Origin of the sequence: Pseudomonas sp. TWP3-2 (assembly GCF_049897765.1) — a bacterium.
In the GTDB taxonomy this organism is placed as follows: Bacteria; Pseudomonadota; Gammaproteobacteria; order Pseudomonadales; family Pseudomonadaceae; genus Aquipseudomonas.
The window spans coordinates 16386-34842 of sequence record NZ_JAFCWW010000034.1; the positions used below are offsets into that span (position 1 = coordinate 16386).

Here is an 18457-nt window from a genome sequence, read left to right on the forward strand (position 1 = left end):
AGATTTGGCGACTGCTGCGCAGCCGAGCGGGGATAAATCCCCTCGCCACAGAAGCTCCCCGCTGCGAATTCAGAGACCGCGCACATCCCGGTCTTCAATCGGCCGGCTCTGGCGCAGACGCTTGCCGCCGAGCACCACCCAGTCGATCAGACGGAACAGGCATTCGATGCCGAACGACAGCAGCAACGCGCCGCTCATGCCCCAGATCATCGCTTCCGGGGTCAGCAGGATCTGGTAGCTGTAGCCGTTCCAGGTTTCCTTGCGGATGTCCGGGTCGGCCGCCAGTACCACTTGCAGGAAGCGGATGTACCACGGGCCTTGCATGGCCTGGAACTGTTTATCCAGTGCCAATTGACGGTCAAGCATAGTGCTCAGACTGTCGGCATCGCTGCGAAACACCGGGTCTTCGCTGGCGCGGTAATGCGCGACCAGTGCCTGAATATCGCCCTTGAAGAACTGCTCGGCAGTGCCCTGGAAGCCGCGCAGACCGGTCTGCGCCTCGATCAAATGCGCTTCGACGCGTTTTGCGTAATCGTTGATGAAACCCGGCACCTGGACACCGATCAACAGGCCCGCCGCAAACAACACCAGCCGTAGATAACTGAGCAACATCGGGGTAGATCCTTATGCAGTCTTGCCCTGGCTGACGCATTCGCCGCGTCGCCACAGGCTCCATTGGCCCGGTTCGTAGCGGGTCCAGGTTTCGTTTTCGGTGAGTGGTTCGGTGGCGATCACCGTCACCACGTCGTTGGGTGTGGTTTCGGCCTGGAAGTCGACGATCACATCGACATCCTTCAGCCGCGCCGGGCCAAACGGTGCGCGCCGGGTGATCTGCGCCAGTTTGGTCGAGCAATAGCAGAACAGCCAGTCGCCGTCGCTGAGCAGGCAGTTGAACACGCCTTTGCTGCGGTATTCGGCGCACGCGGCAACCAGATCCGGCAGCAGCGCTTCTATATCGACCGGTTCCGGAAATGCGCCACGCACGCGGTTGAGCAAATCGCAGAACGCCGCTTCGCTGTCGGTATCGCCGACCGGGCGGTAAAAACTCTTGATCGGGGTGAAATCGGCGAGCTGGCCGTTGTGCGCGAAGCACCAGTTGCGCCCCCACAGTTCGCGGACGAACGGGTGGGTGTTGGACAGGCAGACCTTGCCGACGTTGGCCTGACGGATGTGGCCGATGACCACTTCACTCTTGATTGGATAACGTTGCACCAGATTGGCCACTTCGGATTCGCAGCTCGCGGCCGGATCCTGAAACAGACGCAAGCCGCGACCTTCGTAGAAAGCGATGCCCCAGCCGTCGCGGTGCGGCCCGGTGCGGCCGCCGCGCTGCATCAGCCCGGTGAAGCTGAACACGATATCGGTCGGCACGTTGGCACTCATGCCCAGTAGTTCACACATGTGCTGACTCTCGTGATTACAGACGCGGCTCGACGCGCATGCGCTGCGGATTGTTCGGCAACGGTGGACGGCCATAACGATCATCGCCGGCACCGCCGAACGGTTGATCGTCGTTACGCTCATCATCGGCACGGGCGGCGACTTTGGCTGCTTCGGCCTGTTCCTTGCGCGCCTTCGACGCTCGCTCTATCGGCAAACGGATCAGCACGAAAATCAGGTAAATGCCGAAAGCGATCATCCCGTACATGAACAGATCGGAGACCGCGCGCCAGGCGTTGTTGCCAACCTTGAATGCCAGATCCAATGCGGTGATGGCGACGGCTGGCGCCACTTTATCCTTCACCTGATCGACAATGGTCGGGGTCAGCAGCAACACGGCCATCAGCAGACGCAGTGGCTCGCGCAGCCAGCGCCACATCCAGCGGGTCATGCGCATCCATACCAGCAGGCAGCCTAAAGCGGCAAAGGCGTAGAGGCCCCAGGCGATCAGATAGTCGTTCTCGGTCATGGTGTCCATGGCAAGGCAGGCAAAGAGGCGCTTATAGTAACGACTTTTCGCACGCCCGGCTTGTCCACCGTCCGTGCCACCCCTATTTGTCATGTCCGAGAGCCTTCCATGCCCGAATCCGCCAACGTCATCCGTGCCCCGATTGCCCACAAGGCGGCCGGTGTCGACCCGTACGCCTGGCTGCAGGAGCGCGACACCGCTGCGGTGCTCGATTACCTCAAGGCTGAAAACGCTTACCAGGAGGCGCAGACCGCCGATCAGGCCGAACTGCGTGAGAGCCTGTTTAAAGAAATCAAAGGCCGAATCCTTGAGACCGACCTGTCCCTGCCCTCCCCGTGGGGCCCGTATCTGTATTACACGCGCACCACGGCTGGCGATGAATACGCCCGCCACTACCGCTGCCCGCGCCCGGCCGACGACAGCCTGACCCTCGACGAAAGTCAGGAACAACTGCTGCTCGACCCGAACGCACTGGCCAACGGCGGTTTCTTCTCCCTTGGCGCCTTCAGCATCAGCCCCGATCACCAGCGTCTGGCCTACAGCGTCGACGCCTCGGGCGACGAGATTTACACGCTGTTCGTGAAGGAATTATCCAGCGGACGTGTCAGCGAACTGGAATTCGAAGACTCCGATGGCAGCATGACCTGGGCCAACGACAGCCTGACGCTGTTCTTCGCCACCCTCGACGAGACGCATCGCCCGTACAAACTGTTCCGCTATCGTCTGGACGGCACGGCCGCTGAAGAGGTTTTCCATGAGCCGGACGGGCGCTTCTTCCTGCATTGCTATCGCGCCAGCTCCGAGCAGCAACTGCTGCTGTCGCTGGGCAGCAAGACCACCAGCGAAGTCTGGGTGCTCGACGCCAATCAGCCGCAGTTGCCGTTCACCTGCCTGGCGCCACGGGTCGAAGATCACGAGTACGACGTTGATCACGGCAAGCTCGACGGCGAACGGACCTGGTTCATCCGCACCAATCGCGACGGCATCAACTTCGCCTTGTATCAGGCGGCCGACACCGGGATCGCACCGACCGAAGCCGACTGGCACAACCTGATCCCGCACAGCGACACGGTGATGCTCGATGGCGTGAGCCTGAACGCCGAAGCCATGACCCTGAGCCTGCGCGAGGGCGGCCTGCCGATCATCGAAGTTCACCCACACGGCGCAGCGCCGTATCGCGTGCAATTACCGGACGCGGCCTACAGCCTGTATGTGCAAAACACCCTTGAATTCGACAGCGACCGGATTCGTCTGCGCTACGAGGCGTTGAACCGCCCGGCGCAAGTTCGCGAATTGCTGCTGGCGGATGGCGAGCAAAAAGTGCTCAAGGAAACCCCGGTGCTTGGCCCGTTCGATGCCGACGCCTACGTCAGCCAACGCCTGTGGGCCACCGCGCCGGACGGGACGCTGGTGCCGATCAGCCTGGTGATGAAACGCGAAATGGTCGGCAAAGCCGTGCCGACGTATCTGTACGGATACGGCGCTTACGGTTCGAGCCTCGATCCGTGGTTCTCCCATGCACGCCTGAGTCTGCTGGATCGCGGCATGGCATTCGCCATTGCGCACGTGCGCGGCGGCGGTGAGTTGGGCGAAGCCTGGTATCGCGCCGGCAAGCAGGAGCACAAGCACAACACCTTCAGCGACTTTATTGCCTGCGCCGAGTTCTTGATCCTCAACGGCATCACCACTGCGCCGCAACTGGCGATCAGCGGCGGCAGCGCCGGCGGTTTGCTGATCGGCGCGGTGCTCAATCAGCGTCCGGATCTGTTCGGCGTGGCGATTGCCGAAGTGCCGTTCGTCGACGTGCTCAACACCATGCTCGACCCGGAACTGCCGCTGACCGTCACCGAATATGACGAGTGGGGCAATCCTGAAGAACCAGACGTCTACGAGCGGATAAAGGCGTACGCGCCGTACGAAAACGTCACTGCGCAGGCTTATCCGGCAACGCTGGTAATCGCCGGCTACAACGACAGCCGCGTGCAGTACTGGGAAGCGGCCAAGTGGGTGGCGAAATTACGCGCGAGCAAAACCGACGACAATCTGTTGCTGCTGAAGACCGAACTGGGTGCCGGGCATGGCGGTATGAGCGGGCGTTATCAGGGATTACGTGACGTAGCCCTCGAATACGCATTTGTTTTCAAGGTTTTGGGCATCGCCTGAGGAACTCCGCCGGTCGGTCAGGTCTTAATTCAAGCCCCTGAAGGCCGATACACCAAGCAATCTCCTGTAGGACGCGTCCTTGTGGCGAGGGGATTTATCCCCGTTGGGTGGCGAAGCCGCCCCAAAACTCTCCAGTCACAATGTGATTGCAGGTTTTGCGACTGCTTCGCAGCCGAACGGGGATAAATCCCCTCGCCACAGGTCGCACCTATGTAGGCGGTGTAATGCCTGGAAACCGTGAAAAACAAAAAGACTGTAACGACATGTCAGAACCGACCTTACTGAACAACGAAATTCGCGACTGGCTGATGGACTGTGGCCTGTTCGATCAACTGGTGCTGGCCGACTTCGCCGCCGCTTCGGGTTACTTCAGCATCAGCACCGTGGCTGAGGGCGAGGCGATTTTCCGTGAGGGCGATGCCGGCAGCTTCATGTGCATCCTGCATACCGGTCAGGTCGCCGTGCAGAAAACCGGCAGCGACGGCCAGGTCATCACCATGGCCACTCTGCGCAGCGGTCGGGCATTTGGTGAAATGGCCGTGCTCGATGGCGAACGGCGTTCTGCCACTTGCATCGCTGCCAGCAATTGCCAGTTGCTCAATCTGGGCAAGGATTCACTGGAAAAAATGCTCAACGATGCGCCGAAGATCGCCGCCAAGATTATCCGCGCCCTCGCCGTCTCTTTGTCGAAACGTCTGCGCATGGCTGACGGCCAACTGGCGGCGCAACAGATCTAGCCGCCCGGCGATTTGCTCTTGCTGTCGTTCTGCTCAAGGCCCGGCAACGGCTGATCCTTGACCGGCGGGCTGGGCATCTCGATCGGCACCAACGCTGGACCGCCACCGTTGCCGGCTCCGGACTTGGGAATGCCCACCGGGCCGATCTGCGGATACGGGGTCGGCGTCGCGGTGCCGGGCGAACCGGATGCCGGCGGCGGGCTGACGGGAATGCTCTGTTGGGCCTGCACTGCAGTGATCGATGCAGTTATCGAGAGCGCGGCCAGGGCAATGACCGTTAGAATGGTGCGCTTCATCAATGGCTCCGTTGGCCTTAAAGTCTGGGCTCAGGCTACTCCCAACCGCGTCTGCGCGCCTTCCTCTTGTAGAGATTTCCATGAAACGTTTCGTTCTGCTCGACACCACGCCAATCCCTGACAATGGCGGCGCCCTGTGCCTGTTCGAGTATGGCGAGGATTTCGTCATCAAGATCCAGGGCGGCGACGGCGGGCAGCTGATGAACACGCGCATGCACGGCTCCGAAGATGCGCTGGCGGAAATCCCTTGCCGCAAAGTTGCTGGCCGCCCGGATTCGCGAGTGCTGATCGGCGGGCTGGGCATGGGTTTCACCCTCGCCTCGGCGCTCAAGCATCTGGGGAAAACCGCCGAAGTGGTGGTCGCTGAACTGGTGCCCGGCGTGGTCGAGTGGAATCGCGGCCCGCTCGGTGAAAAGTCTGGCCGGCCGTTGCTCGACCCGCGCACAGTGATTCGTCAGGAGGACGTGGCCAAGGTGCTGCAAAGCGAGCCGAACGGCTTCGACGCGATCATGCTCGACGTCGACAACGGCCCCGAAGGCCTGACCCAGAAGGCCAACAGCTGGCTGTATTCCGCCGGCGGCCTGAGTGTCTGCGCCAAAGCCCTGCGCCCGAAAGGCGTGCTGGCAGTCTGGTCGGCCAGCGCCGACAAGCAGTTTTCCGACAAGTTGAAGAAGGCCGGCTTCAAGGCCGAGGAAGTCCAGGTCTTCGCCCACGGCAACAAGGGCACACGCCACACAATCTGGATTGCCGAGAAGCTCAAGGGCTGAGCTAAACTTCACGCATAACCGTCATTCGTCTTCTACAAAGGTGAACCCATGAGTTCGTCCACCCCGACCAACACTTCGAAGCTGGACCGCATCCTCGCCGACAATCAGCGCGACAAGGAAATGGGCTACCGCGACAAAGCCCTGAAGATGTACCCGCATGTGTGCGGGCGCTGCACCCGTGAATTTTCCGGCAAGCGCCTCAGCGAACTGACCGTGCACCACCGCGACCACAACCACGACAACAACCCGCAGGACGGCTCGAACTGGGAGCTGTTGTGCCTGTACTGCCACGACAACGAACACTCGCGTTATACCGATCAGCAGTACTTCAGCGAAGGCTCGCTGAGCACGCCGAAGATTGCCAAGGCGACGCATAACCCGTTTGCGGCGTTGGCCGGGTTAATGAAGAAAGAAGATTGATCTTCATTGCCAGCACTGGCCTCATCGCTGGCAAGCCAGCTCCCACAGTGATCTCAGTCGTTCACATACCTGGGGTACACCAAGAATCCTGTGGGAGCGGGCTTGCCCGCGATTGCAATGGTTCAGGCGCCACAAGTCTCGAATCTGCCCGCCCTCCCCCAATCCCCGTATAATCGCGCTCTTTTTCCCGAAGGCACCCCGCTCGTGGCAGACAAACGGTACAGCTGCATTGGTTTGTATAACCCCAAATCACCCGAGAACGTCGGTTCGGTGATGCGCGCCGCAGGCTGTTATGGCGTAGCCTCGGTGTTCTATACCGGCAAACGCTATGAACGCGCCGCCGATTTCGTCACCGACACCAAACGCGTGCACTACGACATTCCGCTGATCGGCATCGACGATCTGAAAAAAATCCTGCCGCTCAACTGCGTACCCGTCGCCGTGGAACTGGTCGAAGGCGCCCGCCCCTTGCCGGAATACACTCACCCCGACCGCGCCCTGTACATCTTCGGCCCGGAAGACGGCTCGCTCGATCAAGAGATCCGCGACTGGTGCGAAGACGTCGTGTACATCCCGACCACCGGGTGCATGAATCTCGCGGCGACCGTCAACGTCGTGCTTTACGACCGCATGGCCAAGGGGCTGAACACCCGCTCCGGGCCAAAATTCCGCTGAAGCGTTGCACATTCGATGGAACAAGCGGCACGCTCCGGCAGTCAGCTTGATTATCGATCACTGAATGCACGGAGAAAGATCATGAACGAACTCAAACGCGTCGAACGTATCGCATCCACCCCGTTCCAGAGCCGATCCGACCAGAACGTTGAAGGCTGGGAGCGTATCGGCTCGCTGGCTGGCGGTGTGCTGATGGTTGGCAAGGGCCTGCGCCGTGGCGGCGTGTTCGGGTTGATTCAGGTGGCAATTGGCGGCGTGGCCATGGCTCGCGGGATCACTGGGCACAGTTCGGTGAAGAGTCTTATCGAGAAGAGCCGTCAGGACATGAACAGCGTGCGCGCCAAGATCGAACGCGCCGGTGAGGAGCTGAGCCAGCTCAAGGCGAATGCCGAGGCTGCGACCAGCACCGCTACGGTGACCGGCAATGATTCGGTGAAATCCCCGAAAGCCGGGGTTTGATTCTGAATCTGCGGTGAGGCTGATGGCCTCATCGCTGGCAAGCCAGCTGCCACAGGTCTTGTGGCGTTAATCAAGACCTCTGTGAGAGCTGGCTTGTCAGCGATGGCGGACTTACTGAAGCAACTCGGTATCAAGAACGTTGGAAGACTCGCCGATTATGCTTTCGGCAAGTTGCACAAACGCTTTGGTATCCACCTGCCCCAGATGCATCGCCCCCCGCAACACGTCATCCAGCGAACGCTTGTTACGCGTCTTCAAGCGGATCTCGCGATCCAGTTCCTGCAACAGCAAAACCGCTTTCGAAACCTGCGCCGGGCTGATCTGCTCGCCGCGCAAGGTCGTGACTTTGTGGCTGTCCTTGGCCAGTTTCGCCTGCAAACTCGCGTAGCGCTCATCGCTCATGCCGCCCGCACGGCGCACCAGTTCGATGGCGTAATACTCGGCAAAACCCTCACTGATCCAGTCACTGCGATGCTCATCGTTGATGCGCCCGAACACCTGCGCCAACTCTCGCACCAGCGCGCTGCTGCCGCTCTCGCTGACCAGCGGCAAGCGTGTGTTAAGGAAGATCGACTCGCGCGCCGCCAGACTGCCGCGCCACATCGGGTCGCTGGCGCCGACAATCAACAGCTTCGTTGGATGCCGCGGGAACACCGCCTGCACCTGCGGCCAGACGAAAGTCAGCAGCGTCAACACATCCATGCGGCGCATGCCCTGCCCTTGCGGCGAGGCCACGGTGACTTCGGTTTCCCCCAGTCGCGTGCGGCGACTGCCGAGATGGCCGGCGAGCATCCAGCCCGTCGGCCGGTCGAACAGGCGTGACGGATTGTCGATGCGGAATTTGTTCTTGCCGATGCGTGGCCAGGCGGTTTCGACGCTTTTCCAGCCGTCGGGCAATTCGAATTGCAGGCGCGAGACCAGTTCAACGCCGTCTTGCTGATCGAGCCTCGCGGCGGGCACTAGATCATCGCCACGCATTAACGCCCATTTCGCAGTCATGCGCGTGTCGAAGCTGCCGTTCTTGCGCCCGTGGCTGATGCGCACGCGGTAGGTCAGGCTGGCCGTATCCGCCGCTGGCCGCCACACGCCGCGCGCTTGCTTGCCCGGCGTCAGCAGCCATTGGCCGTCAGCCTTGAAGTCGCTGTAGTGGCTGCCGTCTCCTAGATCGAAATCGAGGCTGCGCACCGCCGAGCCTTGCGCCAGCGTCAGGCGCACTTCGGCCTGATCGCTCTGCGGCAGCAGGCGCACGTGGTAATCCAGATCGACTTTGTTTGCCGCCCACACCGGGGCGCTGAATGCCAACAACGCAAAGATCAGCGCCCGGCGCAATCCCGTCGCCATACCCACTCCTTGAGAATCATTAGCCTGCGCGGAAAATCAGGTGATCTTCCCAGTTATCTTCCGGCACGCTGCCTTCGGCGAGCATCCGTCCGGACTGGGAAATCCGCTCATGGTGCACCGCGTCGCGGTCGCCGCACACCAGGTGATGCCACAGCGGCAGATCCTTGCCCTCGCTGACCAGGCGATAACCGCAGGTCGGCGGCAACCAGCGAAACTCTTCAGCCTTGCCCGGCGTGAGCTGGATGCAGTCCGGGACGAACTCCAGCCGCTTTGGATAATTGCTGCACTGGCAGGTTTTCAGGTCCAGCAGTTTGCAGGCGATGCGCGTGTAATAGACGCTGTTGTCTTCTTCGTCTTCAAGCTTTTGCAGGCAGCACAGGCCACAGCCGTCGCACAGCGATTCCCATTCCTGCGGATCGAGTTGATCGAGGGTTTTGCGTATCCAGAACGGTTCGACTTTGGCGGCCATGGCTCAAGCATCAACATCAGGTGGTGAAAAGGCCGCCAGTCTAGTACCCAACACCTTGCGGGCCAAGCGCTGGCGACTGCCGGTTGCACGGGGCTTGTGAGTTTTTCTGCCGACGGGTAGTTTTGCCAGCACCCAAACGTCGCCAGGAATCTCTTGATGAGCGCCAACTCCCGCGTTGCCGATTACGCCATTCACCCGCAGTTCACCGAGCGCTGGTCGCCGCGCGCCTTCACTGGCGAAACGATCCCGCAAGAAACCTTGCTGAGCTTTTTCGAAGCCGCACGCTGGGCGCCGTCGGCCTACAACTCGCAGCCGTGGCGCTTCCTCTACGCGCGTCGCGATACGCCGAACTGGGAACGTTATCTGGGCCTGCTCAACGAGTTCAACCGCAGCTGGGCACAGCACGCGTCGGCACTGGTGATCGTGATCTCGAAAACCACGTTCACCGCACCGGGCGCCAGCGAAGAAACGCCGGCGCTGTGGCACACCTTCGACACCGGTTCGGCGTGGGGCCATCTGGCGCTGCAAGCAAGCCTGAGCGGCTGGCACACCCACGGCATGGCCGGGTTCGATCAGGAATTGACGCGCAAGGAGCTGAATATTCCAGAGGGTTATGCGCTGCACGCGGCGGTTGCCGTGGGCAAGTTGGGTGATAAGGCGACGCTGGCGGAATATCTGCAAGCGCGCGAAGAGCCGAGCCCGCGTCGGCCGTTGAGTGAGTTGGCCGCTGAAGGCGATTTCACTCTTTAAGCCACACTGCAAAACCAATTGTGGGAGCCAGCCTGCTAGCTCCCACATTTTTTACTGCGTTGAATCAGTAGCCGCGATTGAAATCCACTTCCCCACGCAACGCCTCGCCCGCCTGATACGCGCGCAAGTTATCCAGAAACAGCTGCGCCATCAGCGACGGTGACGTCGGTGCCGAGCTGTGCCCGGTCAGCAGCAAGCCCCATGCAGTCCAGAACGGATGCCGTTGTGGCAGAGGTTCCTGACGGCACACGTCAATCACCGCGCCGGCCAGATGCCCTTCTTTCAAGGCTTCGACCAGATCCGCATCGACCACCGCCACGCCGCGCCCGGCGTTGATGAACAGCCCGGTCGGCTTGAATTGCTTGAACAGCGCCGCGTCGTAGATATCGTGGGTGTGCTCGGTGTTCGGCAGCAGGTTGACCACGTAATCGACCTCGCCGACCAGCCGTGGCAAGTCCGCCATCGAACCGACTTCGACAAACGGCGCCTGCTCACGGGCGCTGCTGGCAATGCCGTACAGTTCAACGCCGAACGGCAGCAGAAACTGCGCCACGCTCTGGCCGATATCACCGGTACCGACGATCAGCACCTTGCGCCCGACCAGACTCTGGCCAGTGCGGCTGTCCCACTTGCGCTCGACCTGGCTGACCAGTCGCGCCAACACTTCACGCTCGTGACCGAGCATGTAGGTCAGCACGTATTCGGCCATCACCTGGCCAAAAATCCCTACCGCCCGGGTCAGCCGATAATCGCGGCGCAAGCCGTCGGCCAGCAACGGCGTGATACCGGCCCAGGTCGATTGCAGCCATTGTGGCTGGTGGCCCTGACGCAACAGCGTCGCGAGCAGATCCGGCTGGCCCAGCCACACCGGGCAATCGACCGCCAGGCGGGCCAGTTCGGCGGAGTCGCCGCTGGTCAGCACTTCAAGATCGGGGGCCGCCTGTTGCAGCAGTCGGGCGTACACCGCGTGGTCGTGTTCAGCAATCAGAACGCGCATCTTCAAACCTTTCGCAAACCGTGCAGACGCCCGCCCCCTGAGGGGCGGTCATCGCCGTAAAACAGTTTCAGGGATTACCCGAGGCCCAGGACCGGGCCTCGCAGATCACATCGGGTCGTTGCGTCGCAGCAACTCTTCGGGCAAGTGCTCGATGTACTCGTCCTCGGCCGGCGGCATTTGCAGGTGGTAGCCCTGCTTCTCGAGGTTTTCCAGCACCACGACGATGTCTTCGCTGGCCAGTTTGCGCTCCGGCGTCAGCACCAGATTGAAGGCCAGTTTCGGCTTGCCGAACGCCAGCATCAGCCCTTCGGGCACACGTTCGAGCTCATCGCTCTTGAGCACGTAAAGGTACATGCCCGCGCGCTTGGAGCTTTGGTAGATGGAGCAAATACGTTTCAAGGCTGTTCTCCGGCGGTGGCCAGGCTGTCGAGCAGTGCCTGGCCCATCAATTCGCGGCGCCAGCCACGCAGCGAATCTGGTAATTGGTAAGGACCTTCGGGGTAGCCACTTTTGACCAGCGCTTCGAGGGTTTTCTTGCGTAGCATCAGTTCCGGTGCGATGCCCAAGCGTTCGGCTTCGGCCTGACCGAGCGCGCGCAGTTGCTTGATCAGCGCGGCGGCGTCAATCGGCAATGGCTCGGCCACGGCTGGCGGCCATTGATCAGGCCCCACACTGCCAGAGCGCTTGATCAGATCAAGCAGAAACTGGCCATCCTGACGCACGGTACGCGGATGCATGTCTTCGATTTTGCCCAGCGCCACGAGATTGTCCGGTTGCGTGCGGGCCAGCGGCCACAGCGAGTGCTCACGGATTATACGGTTGCGCGGCAGATCGCGGGCGCGGGCTTCAAGCTCACGCCAGGCGCACAACTCGCGCAAAACGGCCAGTTGCGCACGGGACAGCTTCCACGCCAGTTTAGCGTCGCGGTAGGCTTCGTACGGATCGGTTTCGCGGCGCAGGTTGGCAACCAGTTCGGCGCCGTCCTCCAGCACCCAGGCGAACTTGTCGTCAGACAGTTTCGGCCGCAGTTGTACGAAAACCTCCGCCAGATGCACGGCATCTTCGGCGGCGTAGCTGATTTGCGTGTCGGACAGTGGACGCTGCAACCAGTCGGAACGGGTCTCACCCTTGGGCAGTTCGATGCCGAGCACTTCCTGTACCAGTCGCGAATAACCCATCGAGAAACCGAGGTTCAGATAAGCGGCGCCCAACTGTGTGTCGAACATCGGCGCTGGCAGGCTGCCGGTCAGGCGCAGCAGGACTTCGAGATCTTCGCTGCACGCATGCAGGACTTTGAGCACTGCCGGGTTTTCCAGCAACGCCGCCAGCGGTTGCCAGGCGTTGATGCTCAGCGGATCGATCAGGTAAGCGCGCTTGCCGTCGCCGACCTGCAACAGGCCGGCAATCGGATAAAAGGTGTCGACGCGCATGAATTCGGTGTCGAGGGCGATGAAAGGCAGCTGCTGCCATTCGGCGCAAAACTGCGCGAGGCTATCGTTGTCGCGAATCCAGTGAATATCGATGGCCACACGGCTCTCCCTTGAAGAATGGCGCGCAGTATATATCGCCGCCAGCGATTTACGCGCCTGCACAAGCCGGGAGCTTGATGAAATCTCCTGCCTGAGGGAAAGAATAGTCTTACAGAGTGCGTCTGCCGACTCAGTCCTTGGCCAGAACTCCATCGATCACTGCGCCACGGCAACCGGCGAACATGTCCAGATCCTGCTGATACACCGAGCTATGCACCTCCAGCAGGCCGAGCATCGAGTGAAACAGATTGTCTTGGCTCAACGGTTTGTCGCGGCTCATTTGCAGGCAATGGGTGTCGACCGCGTAGGACTTTTGATAGCTGTCGGAGAACCATGCCAGCATGGCCACATGCTTTTGCTGATCCGGCGCGAGCATGTACGGCGTGCCGTGCAGGAACAGGTTGTACTCACCCAGCGACTCGCCGTGATCGGACAGGTACAACATCGCGGTATCAACTTTGTCCTGATTATTGCGCAGCACATCGATCAGGCTCGACAGCACGTGGTCGGTGTACACCAACGTGTTGTCGTAACCGTTAACGATGCTTTCGCGGCTGCAATTGTTCAGCGCGTTGCTCTCACACACCGGGGTGAAGTGCTCGTATTCCTTCGGATAGCGCTTGAAGTATTCCGGACCGTGACTACCCATTTGGTGCAGAACCAGCACGGTGTCTTTGTCAAGATGATCGATAAAACTTTGCAGGCCTTGCAGGAGAATTTCGTCACGGCATTCGCTGTTGGCGCATAACGCCGGGTCTTTCAAGTTACTGACGTCTTGTACCGTGACGCGATCGCAAGTGTCTTTGCAGCCAGACTGATTATCGCGCCAGATCACATCAATCCCGGCACGTTTGAGTACGTCGAGCAAGCCTTCTTCATTTTTGGCCTTGCTGGCGTCGTAGTTCTTGCGGCCCATGTTGGAGAACATGCACGGCACCGAAACAGCGGTTTCCGTGCCGCAGGAGTGCACGTCGGTAAACGCAATCAGGCCTGCTTCCTTATCGAGTTTCGGTGTGGTGTCGCGGTTGTAGCCAAGAATCCCAAAGTTCTCCGCCCGTGCACTTTCACCGACGACCAACACGGTCAGGGATTTGCGCGGATGGAGTTGCACGGCCGGGTCGCGTCGTGCATCTTCGCCGATCTTGACGAACGGCTGCCGCGCCGAAACCACCTGCTCGCGCAGATAGCCGGCCGAGGCGCCAATGTAGTTGCTCGGCACCAGCATCAGGCGCAACTCATGGTGATTGCGAAACAAGGAAGACAAGCCTTGATAGTTGGCCAGCGCTACACCACCGATGACCGCCACCGAAGCGACGCTGACGATAACTTTGCTGAACAGCTCATGGTGCCAGCGACGGTAGTTGACCGGAACTTGCCACAATAACCAGGACGGCAAAACACCCAGCAACACTATATAAGCGATCAACTTCAACGAGAGCAGATCACGAACTTCAGTCATGTTGGTTTCAGCGAAGTTACGAAACATTCCCGCATCAATCAACACGCCGTATTGGCTCATGAAATAAGCCACGCCAGCGCTGAACAAAAACATCAACGTCAAAACAGGTTTCAATACTCTGCGGAACGCCAGAAAAGTCAGCACGATGTTGAAAGCCGCGAAGATCATCACCCCGAACGCAACGCGCATGGCAATGCCTTTGCCGTCCGCAGCAGTGATCTCGAAGAGATGCTGCCAGAGCACGAAATTGAAACCGGCCAAAAGAAAGGCACTGGCACACAACGTCACCCATTCCGGGCGCACGGCTTTTATCTTCAACATAGTTAGGGTGATTCCTGAAAAGAAGCGCCGTGGCCAATTGTGAAAACTTCATTGGCTCAGACGACTCAAACTTTAAGCAGCTAACCATCAATTTTTTGTGAAAAAGAAGCCAACGATTAGTTGGCTGATGGCAATAAGCCAAAACTTCTGAAGTATTTGAGAATGATTCAGGTGTGGTTCAGTTACTGATTCAACGCAGGGGTTATCGAATTTTTAAATAGGCCTGCGGATTTTCTGGTTTGCCCAGGCGGGCGGCCTCGCGCCTAATCGACAGCCTCTTGCTCGAAGGTCTGAAAATGGAAAACGTCCGTGCCACCGCCCGCCCAGCTGCCTGGCTGATGCTCGGCATCGTTCTGGTCGCGCTGAATCTGCGTCCGTCGATGGCAGCGGTAGGTCCGTTGCTGTCGGCGATTCGCGGCGATATCCCGTTGAGCTTCAGCGTCGCGGCGCTGCTGACCATGCTCCCCGTGATGGCCATGGGTTTGGCGATGTTTTTCGGGATTGGCATTAGCCAGCGCCTGGGTGAGCGGCGCGCAGTGCTGTTGTCGCTGCTGATCATTGGCCTGGCGAGCGTGTCACGGCTGTTTGTCGATTCGGCGGCGGAGTTGATTGTCAGCGCGATGCTCGCCGGATTCGGTATTGCGTTAATTCAGGCGCTGATGCCGGCGCTGATCAAGTCGCGGTTTCCCGACAATGTGGCGTTATGCATGGGACTGTATGTGACGTCGATCATGGGCGGCGCAGCCATTGCCGCCTCGTTTGCGCCGCTGGTGATGGCGCGCACCGGCAGTTGGCGCGCCGGTCTGGCGATCTGGGCGGGATTGGCGCTGCTCGCGTTGTTGTTCTGGCAGCATTCGAATGCTTCCACGGTGGCAGCGGCAACCGTGAGAAAAAAGTCATTCTTCTGCAATTCTCGCGCATGGCTGCTCGCGGTCTTCTTCGGTCTGGGCACTGCTTCTTACACCTGTGTACTCGCGTGGCTGGCGCCGTACTACGTGGAAAAGGGCTGGAGCGAACAGGATGCTGGTCTGCTGTTGGGTTTTCTGACAGCGATGGAGGTGATTTCCGGCCTGCTGGTTCCGGCCATTGCCAACCGCAGTCGCGACCGTCGGCGGGTGCTGGCCGGATTGCTGGGATTGATCATCGCTGGCTTCTGCGGCTTGATCCTCAGCCCGCAACATCTGAGCCTGCTCTGGCCGGGCCTCCTGGGACTGGGTATCGGCGGACTGTTCCCGATGAGCCTGATCGTTTCCCTCGATCATCTCGACAACCCGCAAAGCGCCGGAGGCCTGACCGCGTTTGTGCAAGGCATCGGCTATTTGATTGCCGGTCTCTCGCCGCTGCTGGCCGGGATGATCCGCGATCAATTGGGCAGCTTCGAATGGGCCTGGTGGGCGCTGACGGGAGTCATCGTGCTGATGTTGCTGATCGTACGGCGTTTCGATCCAAGGCATTACGCCCGGCACATTCACTGAGAAGTGTCTGGCTAAAGGCTTCTGGCCATCTTCCGCCGAATCAATCAGTCGCGTCGTGTTGTTAAAACTTTCTGTCCCACAACTGTCCGTGAAATGTCCTACAGGGCTTTCTAGTGGCACCATCGTTCCGTTAGGATCGTACGCACACGTTTGCGCGGATTCAGCGCAAGGAGCACATCGGGACGGAACGGATGCTGAACAGTAACTTGCTAAGAAAGCTCGATATGCAGGATTTAATGGTGTTTGTCGCCGTTTACGAGCAAAGCAGCGTCACCGATGTGTCGGAGGCGCTGTTCGTCAGCCAGTCCACCGTCAGTTACTGTCTTAAGAAATTGCGCACCAGCTTCGAGGATGAACTGTTCGTCAACACCCGCACGGGCATGCGGCCGACCTACAAAGCCAGCAGCATGTACGGCCATGTGCAGAAGATTCTGGAAAGCATCAACCTGTGCCATGCCGGTGCCACAGCCTTTGACCCGACCGCACAACCGGCAACTTTCAACATCTGCGCCCCGGAGTATTTTGAGCAGTTGGTTCTGCCACGGCTGTTGAAGCGTTTCGATTTCGCTGACCTGCCGGTAATGATCAACATGCACAAATTCGAAACCGATGTCCCGGCGCAAGAGTTGCGCGATGGCAGTCTCGATCTGGTGATCTGCTTCGGCCCAAACTTCCACCGTCACCACACCGATCTCAAGTCCCGGACGCTGCTGGAAGATGATCTGGTCTGTGTCTTCGATAAACGCGCCACGCCACTGGAACCGCGCCTGAGTCTGCAAGCGTTTACTGAACGCAGGCACGTCTTCCCGACGCCGTGGACATCAAGCACGAACATGGTCGATGGCTGGCTGGCGCGTCAGGCGCAGAAACGCCAGATCGTCGCCCGCTCGAACAGCTACAGCGCGGCGCTGAAGATGATTACCGGCACCGACTTCATCCTCACCCTGCCCCGCCGTATTCAGCGCTTGCTGACCAACGAGGCAGTGTTCAACCACTGCGAAGCGCCCAACGGCTTGCCTGGGTTCACCCTCGACATGCAGTGGAGCCAGAACGCTGACCAGGACAGCGCCAACCTCTGGCTGCGCGAGCAAGTAATCGAGACCTGTCTCGAGATGCAACATGGATAAACGCACGCTTTAAAACAGCGCTGCCCTGCTCACCCCACAGCTGGCTGCAGCGATCTTTCGCTCATGAATGCCTCCAGCCGTGAGCGCAACCAGCGTTCGGCTGGATCGGTGTCGACATGGCTGAGCCAGACCATCGACAGGTCGAGTGTCGGGGTCTTGAACGGGAATGGTTCTTTGAACAGGTGACCGGAAGCGGCCATGGCCTCGGCGGTGTAGTCCGGCAGGCTGGCAATCAGATCGGTACCCGCGAGCAACGCCGGCAGCGAGCTATATTGCGGCACTGACAACACCACCTGACGGCTGCGGCCGATTTCTGCCAGCCATTCATCGGCGTAACCACTGACGTTGGCCGTATGGGAGACCAGTACGTGCGGGCGTGAGCAATATTCATCGAGGGTCAGCGGTGTGTTGGATGCATCGGCGCGCAGGATGCTCGGCTGAATATGTCGCAGCAGTTTGCGCTTGGCATTCGCCGGCAGGCCGCGAGTCTGGCTGATGCCCACGGTAATGTCCCCGGATGCCAGCAAATCAGGGATGCGCCAGTAATCGACGTGTTGCACCACGAACACGACTTTCGGCGCCTCTTGGCGCAGGGCGCGCAACAGCGGTGGCAGCAGGCCGAACTCGACGTCGTCCGACAGACCGATGCGGAAAGTCATGGTGCTGATGGCGGGATCAAAATCATGAGTCAGGCTAAGGGCGACCGACAGTGAGTCCAACGCCGGAGATAGATGCTTGAAGATCTCTTCGGCACGGGCCGTCGGCTCCATGCGATGGCCAACGCGGATGAACAACGGATCGTTGAATAGCGTACGTAAGCGGTTGAGCGCCGAGCTGATGGTCGGCTGGCCGAGAAAAAGCTTTTCGGCGACCCGGGTCACATTGCGCTCAAGCATCAAGGTCTCGAACACCACCATCAGGTTGATATCGGCCTTGCGCAGTTCATTTCGATTCATCCATTGCCCCCGATCTCCAAACTGCGGGCAGTGTAGAAAGTTGGAGGGCCTGCCGTCCATAAACATCCACGTTGCCATATGGATCAGCACTGCAGAAACATCCGCCTACGATTGGAAACAAATCCTGGATGGCCAAAAACCCACACTCCGCTAGGCTTGCGAGCATGCGTCACACAGGTTGTCGCAGTTAACCAATCGCATGGAGCGAGCTGAATGTATTTCGAGATTTACAGGCAATCCAAAGGAAGCCCGAGTACGGGTCAGGGACAATGGCGCTGGAGGTTGCGCGCGGGGAATCACGAGACGGTCGCCAGCGGCGAGTCATATGTGAACAAGGCGGATTGCTTACATGTGATCGAGTTGATCAAAGGTGTACAGGGCGAGACGCCGGTTAAAGAGATCTAGGCATCTAAAGGCAAAATGCCTGGTCATGAAAAAGCCCCGCAGATTTTCATCTGCGGGGCTTTTCGTTTGCTCACTTTCTTGCGGGCAAAACAAAACCCCAACTGCTTTCGCAATTGGGGTTTCGGAATTTAATCTTGACGATGACCTACTCTCACATGGGGAAACCCCACACTACCATCGGCGATGCATCGTTTCACTGCTG

At 59.7% G+C, this 18457-nt stretch carries 21 protein-coding genes; 10 read left to right on the forward strand and 11 right to left on the reverse strand.

Going from position 1 to position 18457, the window contains the following annotated elements; all coding sequences use genetic code 11:
- Nucleotides 1-69: 69 nt before the first annotated feature.
- Genes ACP7EE_RS26840 through ACP7EE_RS26850 form a run of 3 tightly spaced genes read right to left on the reverse strand, consistent with a single transcriptional unit; the run spans nt 70 to nt 1918 of the window.
- Nucleotides 70-612: a DUF2937 family protein gene (locus ACP7EE_RS26840; protein WP_420647834.1), complete on the reverse strand. Its 543-nt coding sequence runs from the start codon at nt 610-612 to the stop codon at nt 70-72.
- A 12-nt stretch (nt 613-624) separates the two neighbouring features.
- Nucleotides 625-1401, reverse strand: coding sequence for a class II glutamine amidotransferase (locus ACP7EE_RS26845; RefSeq protein WP_420647833.1), 777 nt, complete (start codon nt 1399-1401; stop codon nt 625-627).
- Nucleotides 1402-1417: 16 nt separating this feature from the next.
- Complete coding sequence (locus ACP7EE_RS26850; RefSeq protein WP_426206700.1) at nt 1418-1918, reverse strand: MFS transporter; 501 nt, start codon at nt 1916-1918, stop codon at nt 1418-1420.
- A gap of 99 nt (nt 1919-2017) precedes the next feature.
- On the opposite strand from ACP7EE_RS26850, the gene ACP7EE_RS26855 reads away from it, so the two are divergent.
- Together ACP7EE_RS26855 and ACP7EE_RS26860 are read left to right on the forward strand one after the other, a co-directional pair.
- Nucleotides 2018-4072: a S9 family peptidase gene (locus ACP7EE_RS26855; RefSeq protein WP_426237997.1), complete on the forward strand. Its 2055-nt coding sequence runs from the start codon at nt 2018-2020 to the stop codon at nt 4070-4072.
- 263 nt (nt 4073-4335) lie between these two features.
- Nucleotides 4336-4809, forward strand: coding sequence for a cyclic nucleotide-binding domain-containing protein (locus tag ACP7EE_RS26860; RefSeq protein WP_420647831.1), 474 nt, complete (start codon nt 4336-4338; stop codon nt 4807-4809).
- Here ACP7EE_RS26860 and ACP7EE_RS26865 read toward each other — a convergent pair.
- Entirely contained in the window at nt 4806-5105 is a 300-nt protein-coding gene (locus tag ACP7EE_RS26865) for a hypothetical protein (protein WP_426237999.1), read from the reverse strand. The genes ACP7EE_RS26860 and ACP7EE_RS26865 overlap by 4 nt on opposite strands.
- Nucleotides 5106-5185: 80 nt before the next feature.
- Here ACP7EE_RS26865 and ACP7EE_RS26870 point away from each other — a divergent pair, with 80 nt between their 5' ends.
- The 4 genes from ACP7EE_RS26870 to ACP7EE_RS26885 all read left to right on the forward strand — a co-directional run bounded on the left by ACP7EE_RS26870 (nt 5186) and on the right by ACP7EE_RS26885 (nt 7426).
- Nucleotides 5186-5872 carry a spermidine synthase gene (locus tag ACP7EE_RS26870; RefSeq protein WP_426238001.1) on the forward strand — a complete coding sequence of 229 codons (687 nt, stop codon included), beginning with the start codon at nt 5186-5188 and terminating at the stop codon, nt 5870-5872.
- A 48-nt stretch (nt 5873-5920) separates the two neighbouring features.
- The gene (locus ACP7EE_RS26875) at nt 5921-6292 is read left to right on the forward strand and encodes a YajD family HNH nuclease (RefSeq protein WP_007911336.1); all 372 of its coding nucleotides are present in this window, start codon (nt 5921-5923) and stop codon (nt 6290-6292) included.
- A 204-nt stretch (nt 6293-6496) separates the two neighbouring features.
- A complete protein-coding gene (locus tag ACP7EE_RS26880; protein WP_095060636.1) occupies nt 6497-6967 on the forward strand; it encodes an RNA methyltransferase in 471 nt (156 codons plus the stop codon).
- A gap of 81 nt (nt 6968-7048) precedes the next feature.
- Entirely contained in the window at nt 7049-7426 is a 378-nt protein-coding gene (locus tag ACP7EE_RS26885) for a YgaP family membrane protein (RefSeq protein ID WP_426206672.1), read from the forward strand.
- Nucleotides 7427-7537: 111 nt separating this feature from the next.
- On the opposite strand, the gene ACP7EE_RS26890 is transcribed toward ACP7EE_RS26885, so the two are convergent.
- Together ACP7EE_RS26890 and ACP7EE_RS26895 are read right to left on the reverse strand one after the other, a co-directional pair.
- Nucleotides 7538-8767 carry a hypothetical protein gene (locus ACP7EE_RS26890; protein ID WP_426238003.1) on the reverse strand — a complete coding sequence of 410 codons (1230 nt, stop codon included), beginning with the start codon at nt 8765-8767 and terminating at the stop codon, nt 7538-7540.
- A 19-nt stretch (nt 8768-8786) separates the two neighbouring features.
- Entirely contained in the window at nt 8787-9236 is a 450-nt protein-coding gene (locus ACP7EE_RS26895; RefSeq protein ID WP_426206670.1) for a YcgN family cysteine cluster protein, read from the reverse strand.
- A gap of 156 nt (nt 9237-9392) precedes the next feature.
- Here ACP7EE_RS26895 and ACP7EE_RS26900 point away from each other — a divergent pair, with 156 nt between their 5' ends.
- Nucleotides 9393-9986: a nitroreductase family protein gene (locus ACP7EE_RS26900; protein ID WP_426238005.1), complete on the forward strand. Its 594-nt coding sequence runs from the start codon at nt 9393-9395 to the stop codon at nt 9984-9986.
- 64 nt (nt 9987-10050) lie between these two features.
- On the opposite strand, the gene ACP7EE_RS26905 is transcribed toward ACP7EE_RS26900, so the two are convergent.
- The 4 genes from ACP7EE_RS26905 to ACP7EE_RS26920 form a co-directional block, all read right to left on the reverse strand.
- Nucleotides 10051-10983, reverse strand: a complete 933-nt coding sequence (locus ACP7EE_RS26905; RefSeq protein WP_426238007.1) for a D-2-hydroxyacid dehydrogenase — start codon at nt 10981-10983, stop codon at nt 10051-10053.
- Nucleotides 10984-11088: 105 nt separating this feature from the next.
- On the reverse strand, nt 11089-11382 hold the full coding sequence (locus ACP7EE_RS26910) for a YcgL domain-containing protein (protein ID WP_426206667.1): 294 nt from the start codon (nt 11380-11382) through the stop codon (nt 11089-11091).
- Nucleotides 11379-12512, reverse strand: a complete 1134-nt coding sequence (gene rnd, locus ACP7EE_RS26915) for a ribonuclease D (RefSeq protein ID WP_420647821.1) — start codon at nt 12510-12512, stop codon at nt 11379-11381. Before rnd ends, ACP7EE_RS26910 begins: the two co-directional genes overlap by 4 nt.
- Nucleotides 12513-12642: 130 nt before the next feature.
- Entirely contained in the window at nt 12643-14292 is a 1650-nt protein-coding gene (locus ACP7EE_RS26920) for a phosphoethanolamine transferase (protein ID WP_426238009.1), read from the reverse strand.
- Between the two features lie 296 nt (nt 14293-14588).
- Here ACP7EE_RS26920 and ACP7EE_RS26925 point away from each other — a divergent pair, with 296 nt between their 5' ends.
- Both ACP7EE_RS26925 and ACP7EE_RS26930 read left to right on the forward strand, forming a co-directional pair.
- Nucleotides 14589-15767, forward strand: a complete 1179-nt coding sequence (locus ACP7EE_RS26925) for a cyanate transporter (RefSeq protein WP_426206665.1) — start codon at nt 14589-14591, stop codon at nt 15765-15767.
- Nucleotides 15768-15958: 191 nt separating this feature from the next.
- A complete protein-coding gene (locus ACP7EE_RS26930) occupies nt 15959-16894 on the forward strand; it encodes a LysR substrate-binding domain-containing protein (RefSeq protein WP_426238011.1) in 936 nt (311 codons plus the stop codon).
- Nucleotides 16895-16923: 29 nt separating this feature from the next.
- On the opposite strand, the gene ACP7EE_RS26935 is transcribed toward ACP7EE_RS26930, so the two are convergent.
- Nucleotides 16924-17850, reverse strand: a complete 927-nt coding sequence (locus ACP7EE_RS26935; protein WP_426206663.1) for a LysR substrate-binding domain-containing protein — start codon at nt 17848-17850, stop codon at nt 16924-16926.
- A 213-nt stretch (nt 17851-18063) separates the two neighbouring features.
- Between ACP7EE_RS26935 and ACP7EE_RS26940 the strand changes: the two genes are divergently transcribed.
- The gene (locus ACP7EE_RS26940; protein WP_426206662.1) at nt 18064-18255 is read left to right on the forward strand and encodes a YegP family protein; all 192 of its coding nucleotides are present in this window, start codon (nt 18064-18066) and stop codon (nt 18253-18255) included.
- Nucleotides 18256-18457 lie beyond the last annotated feature (202 nt).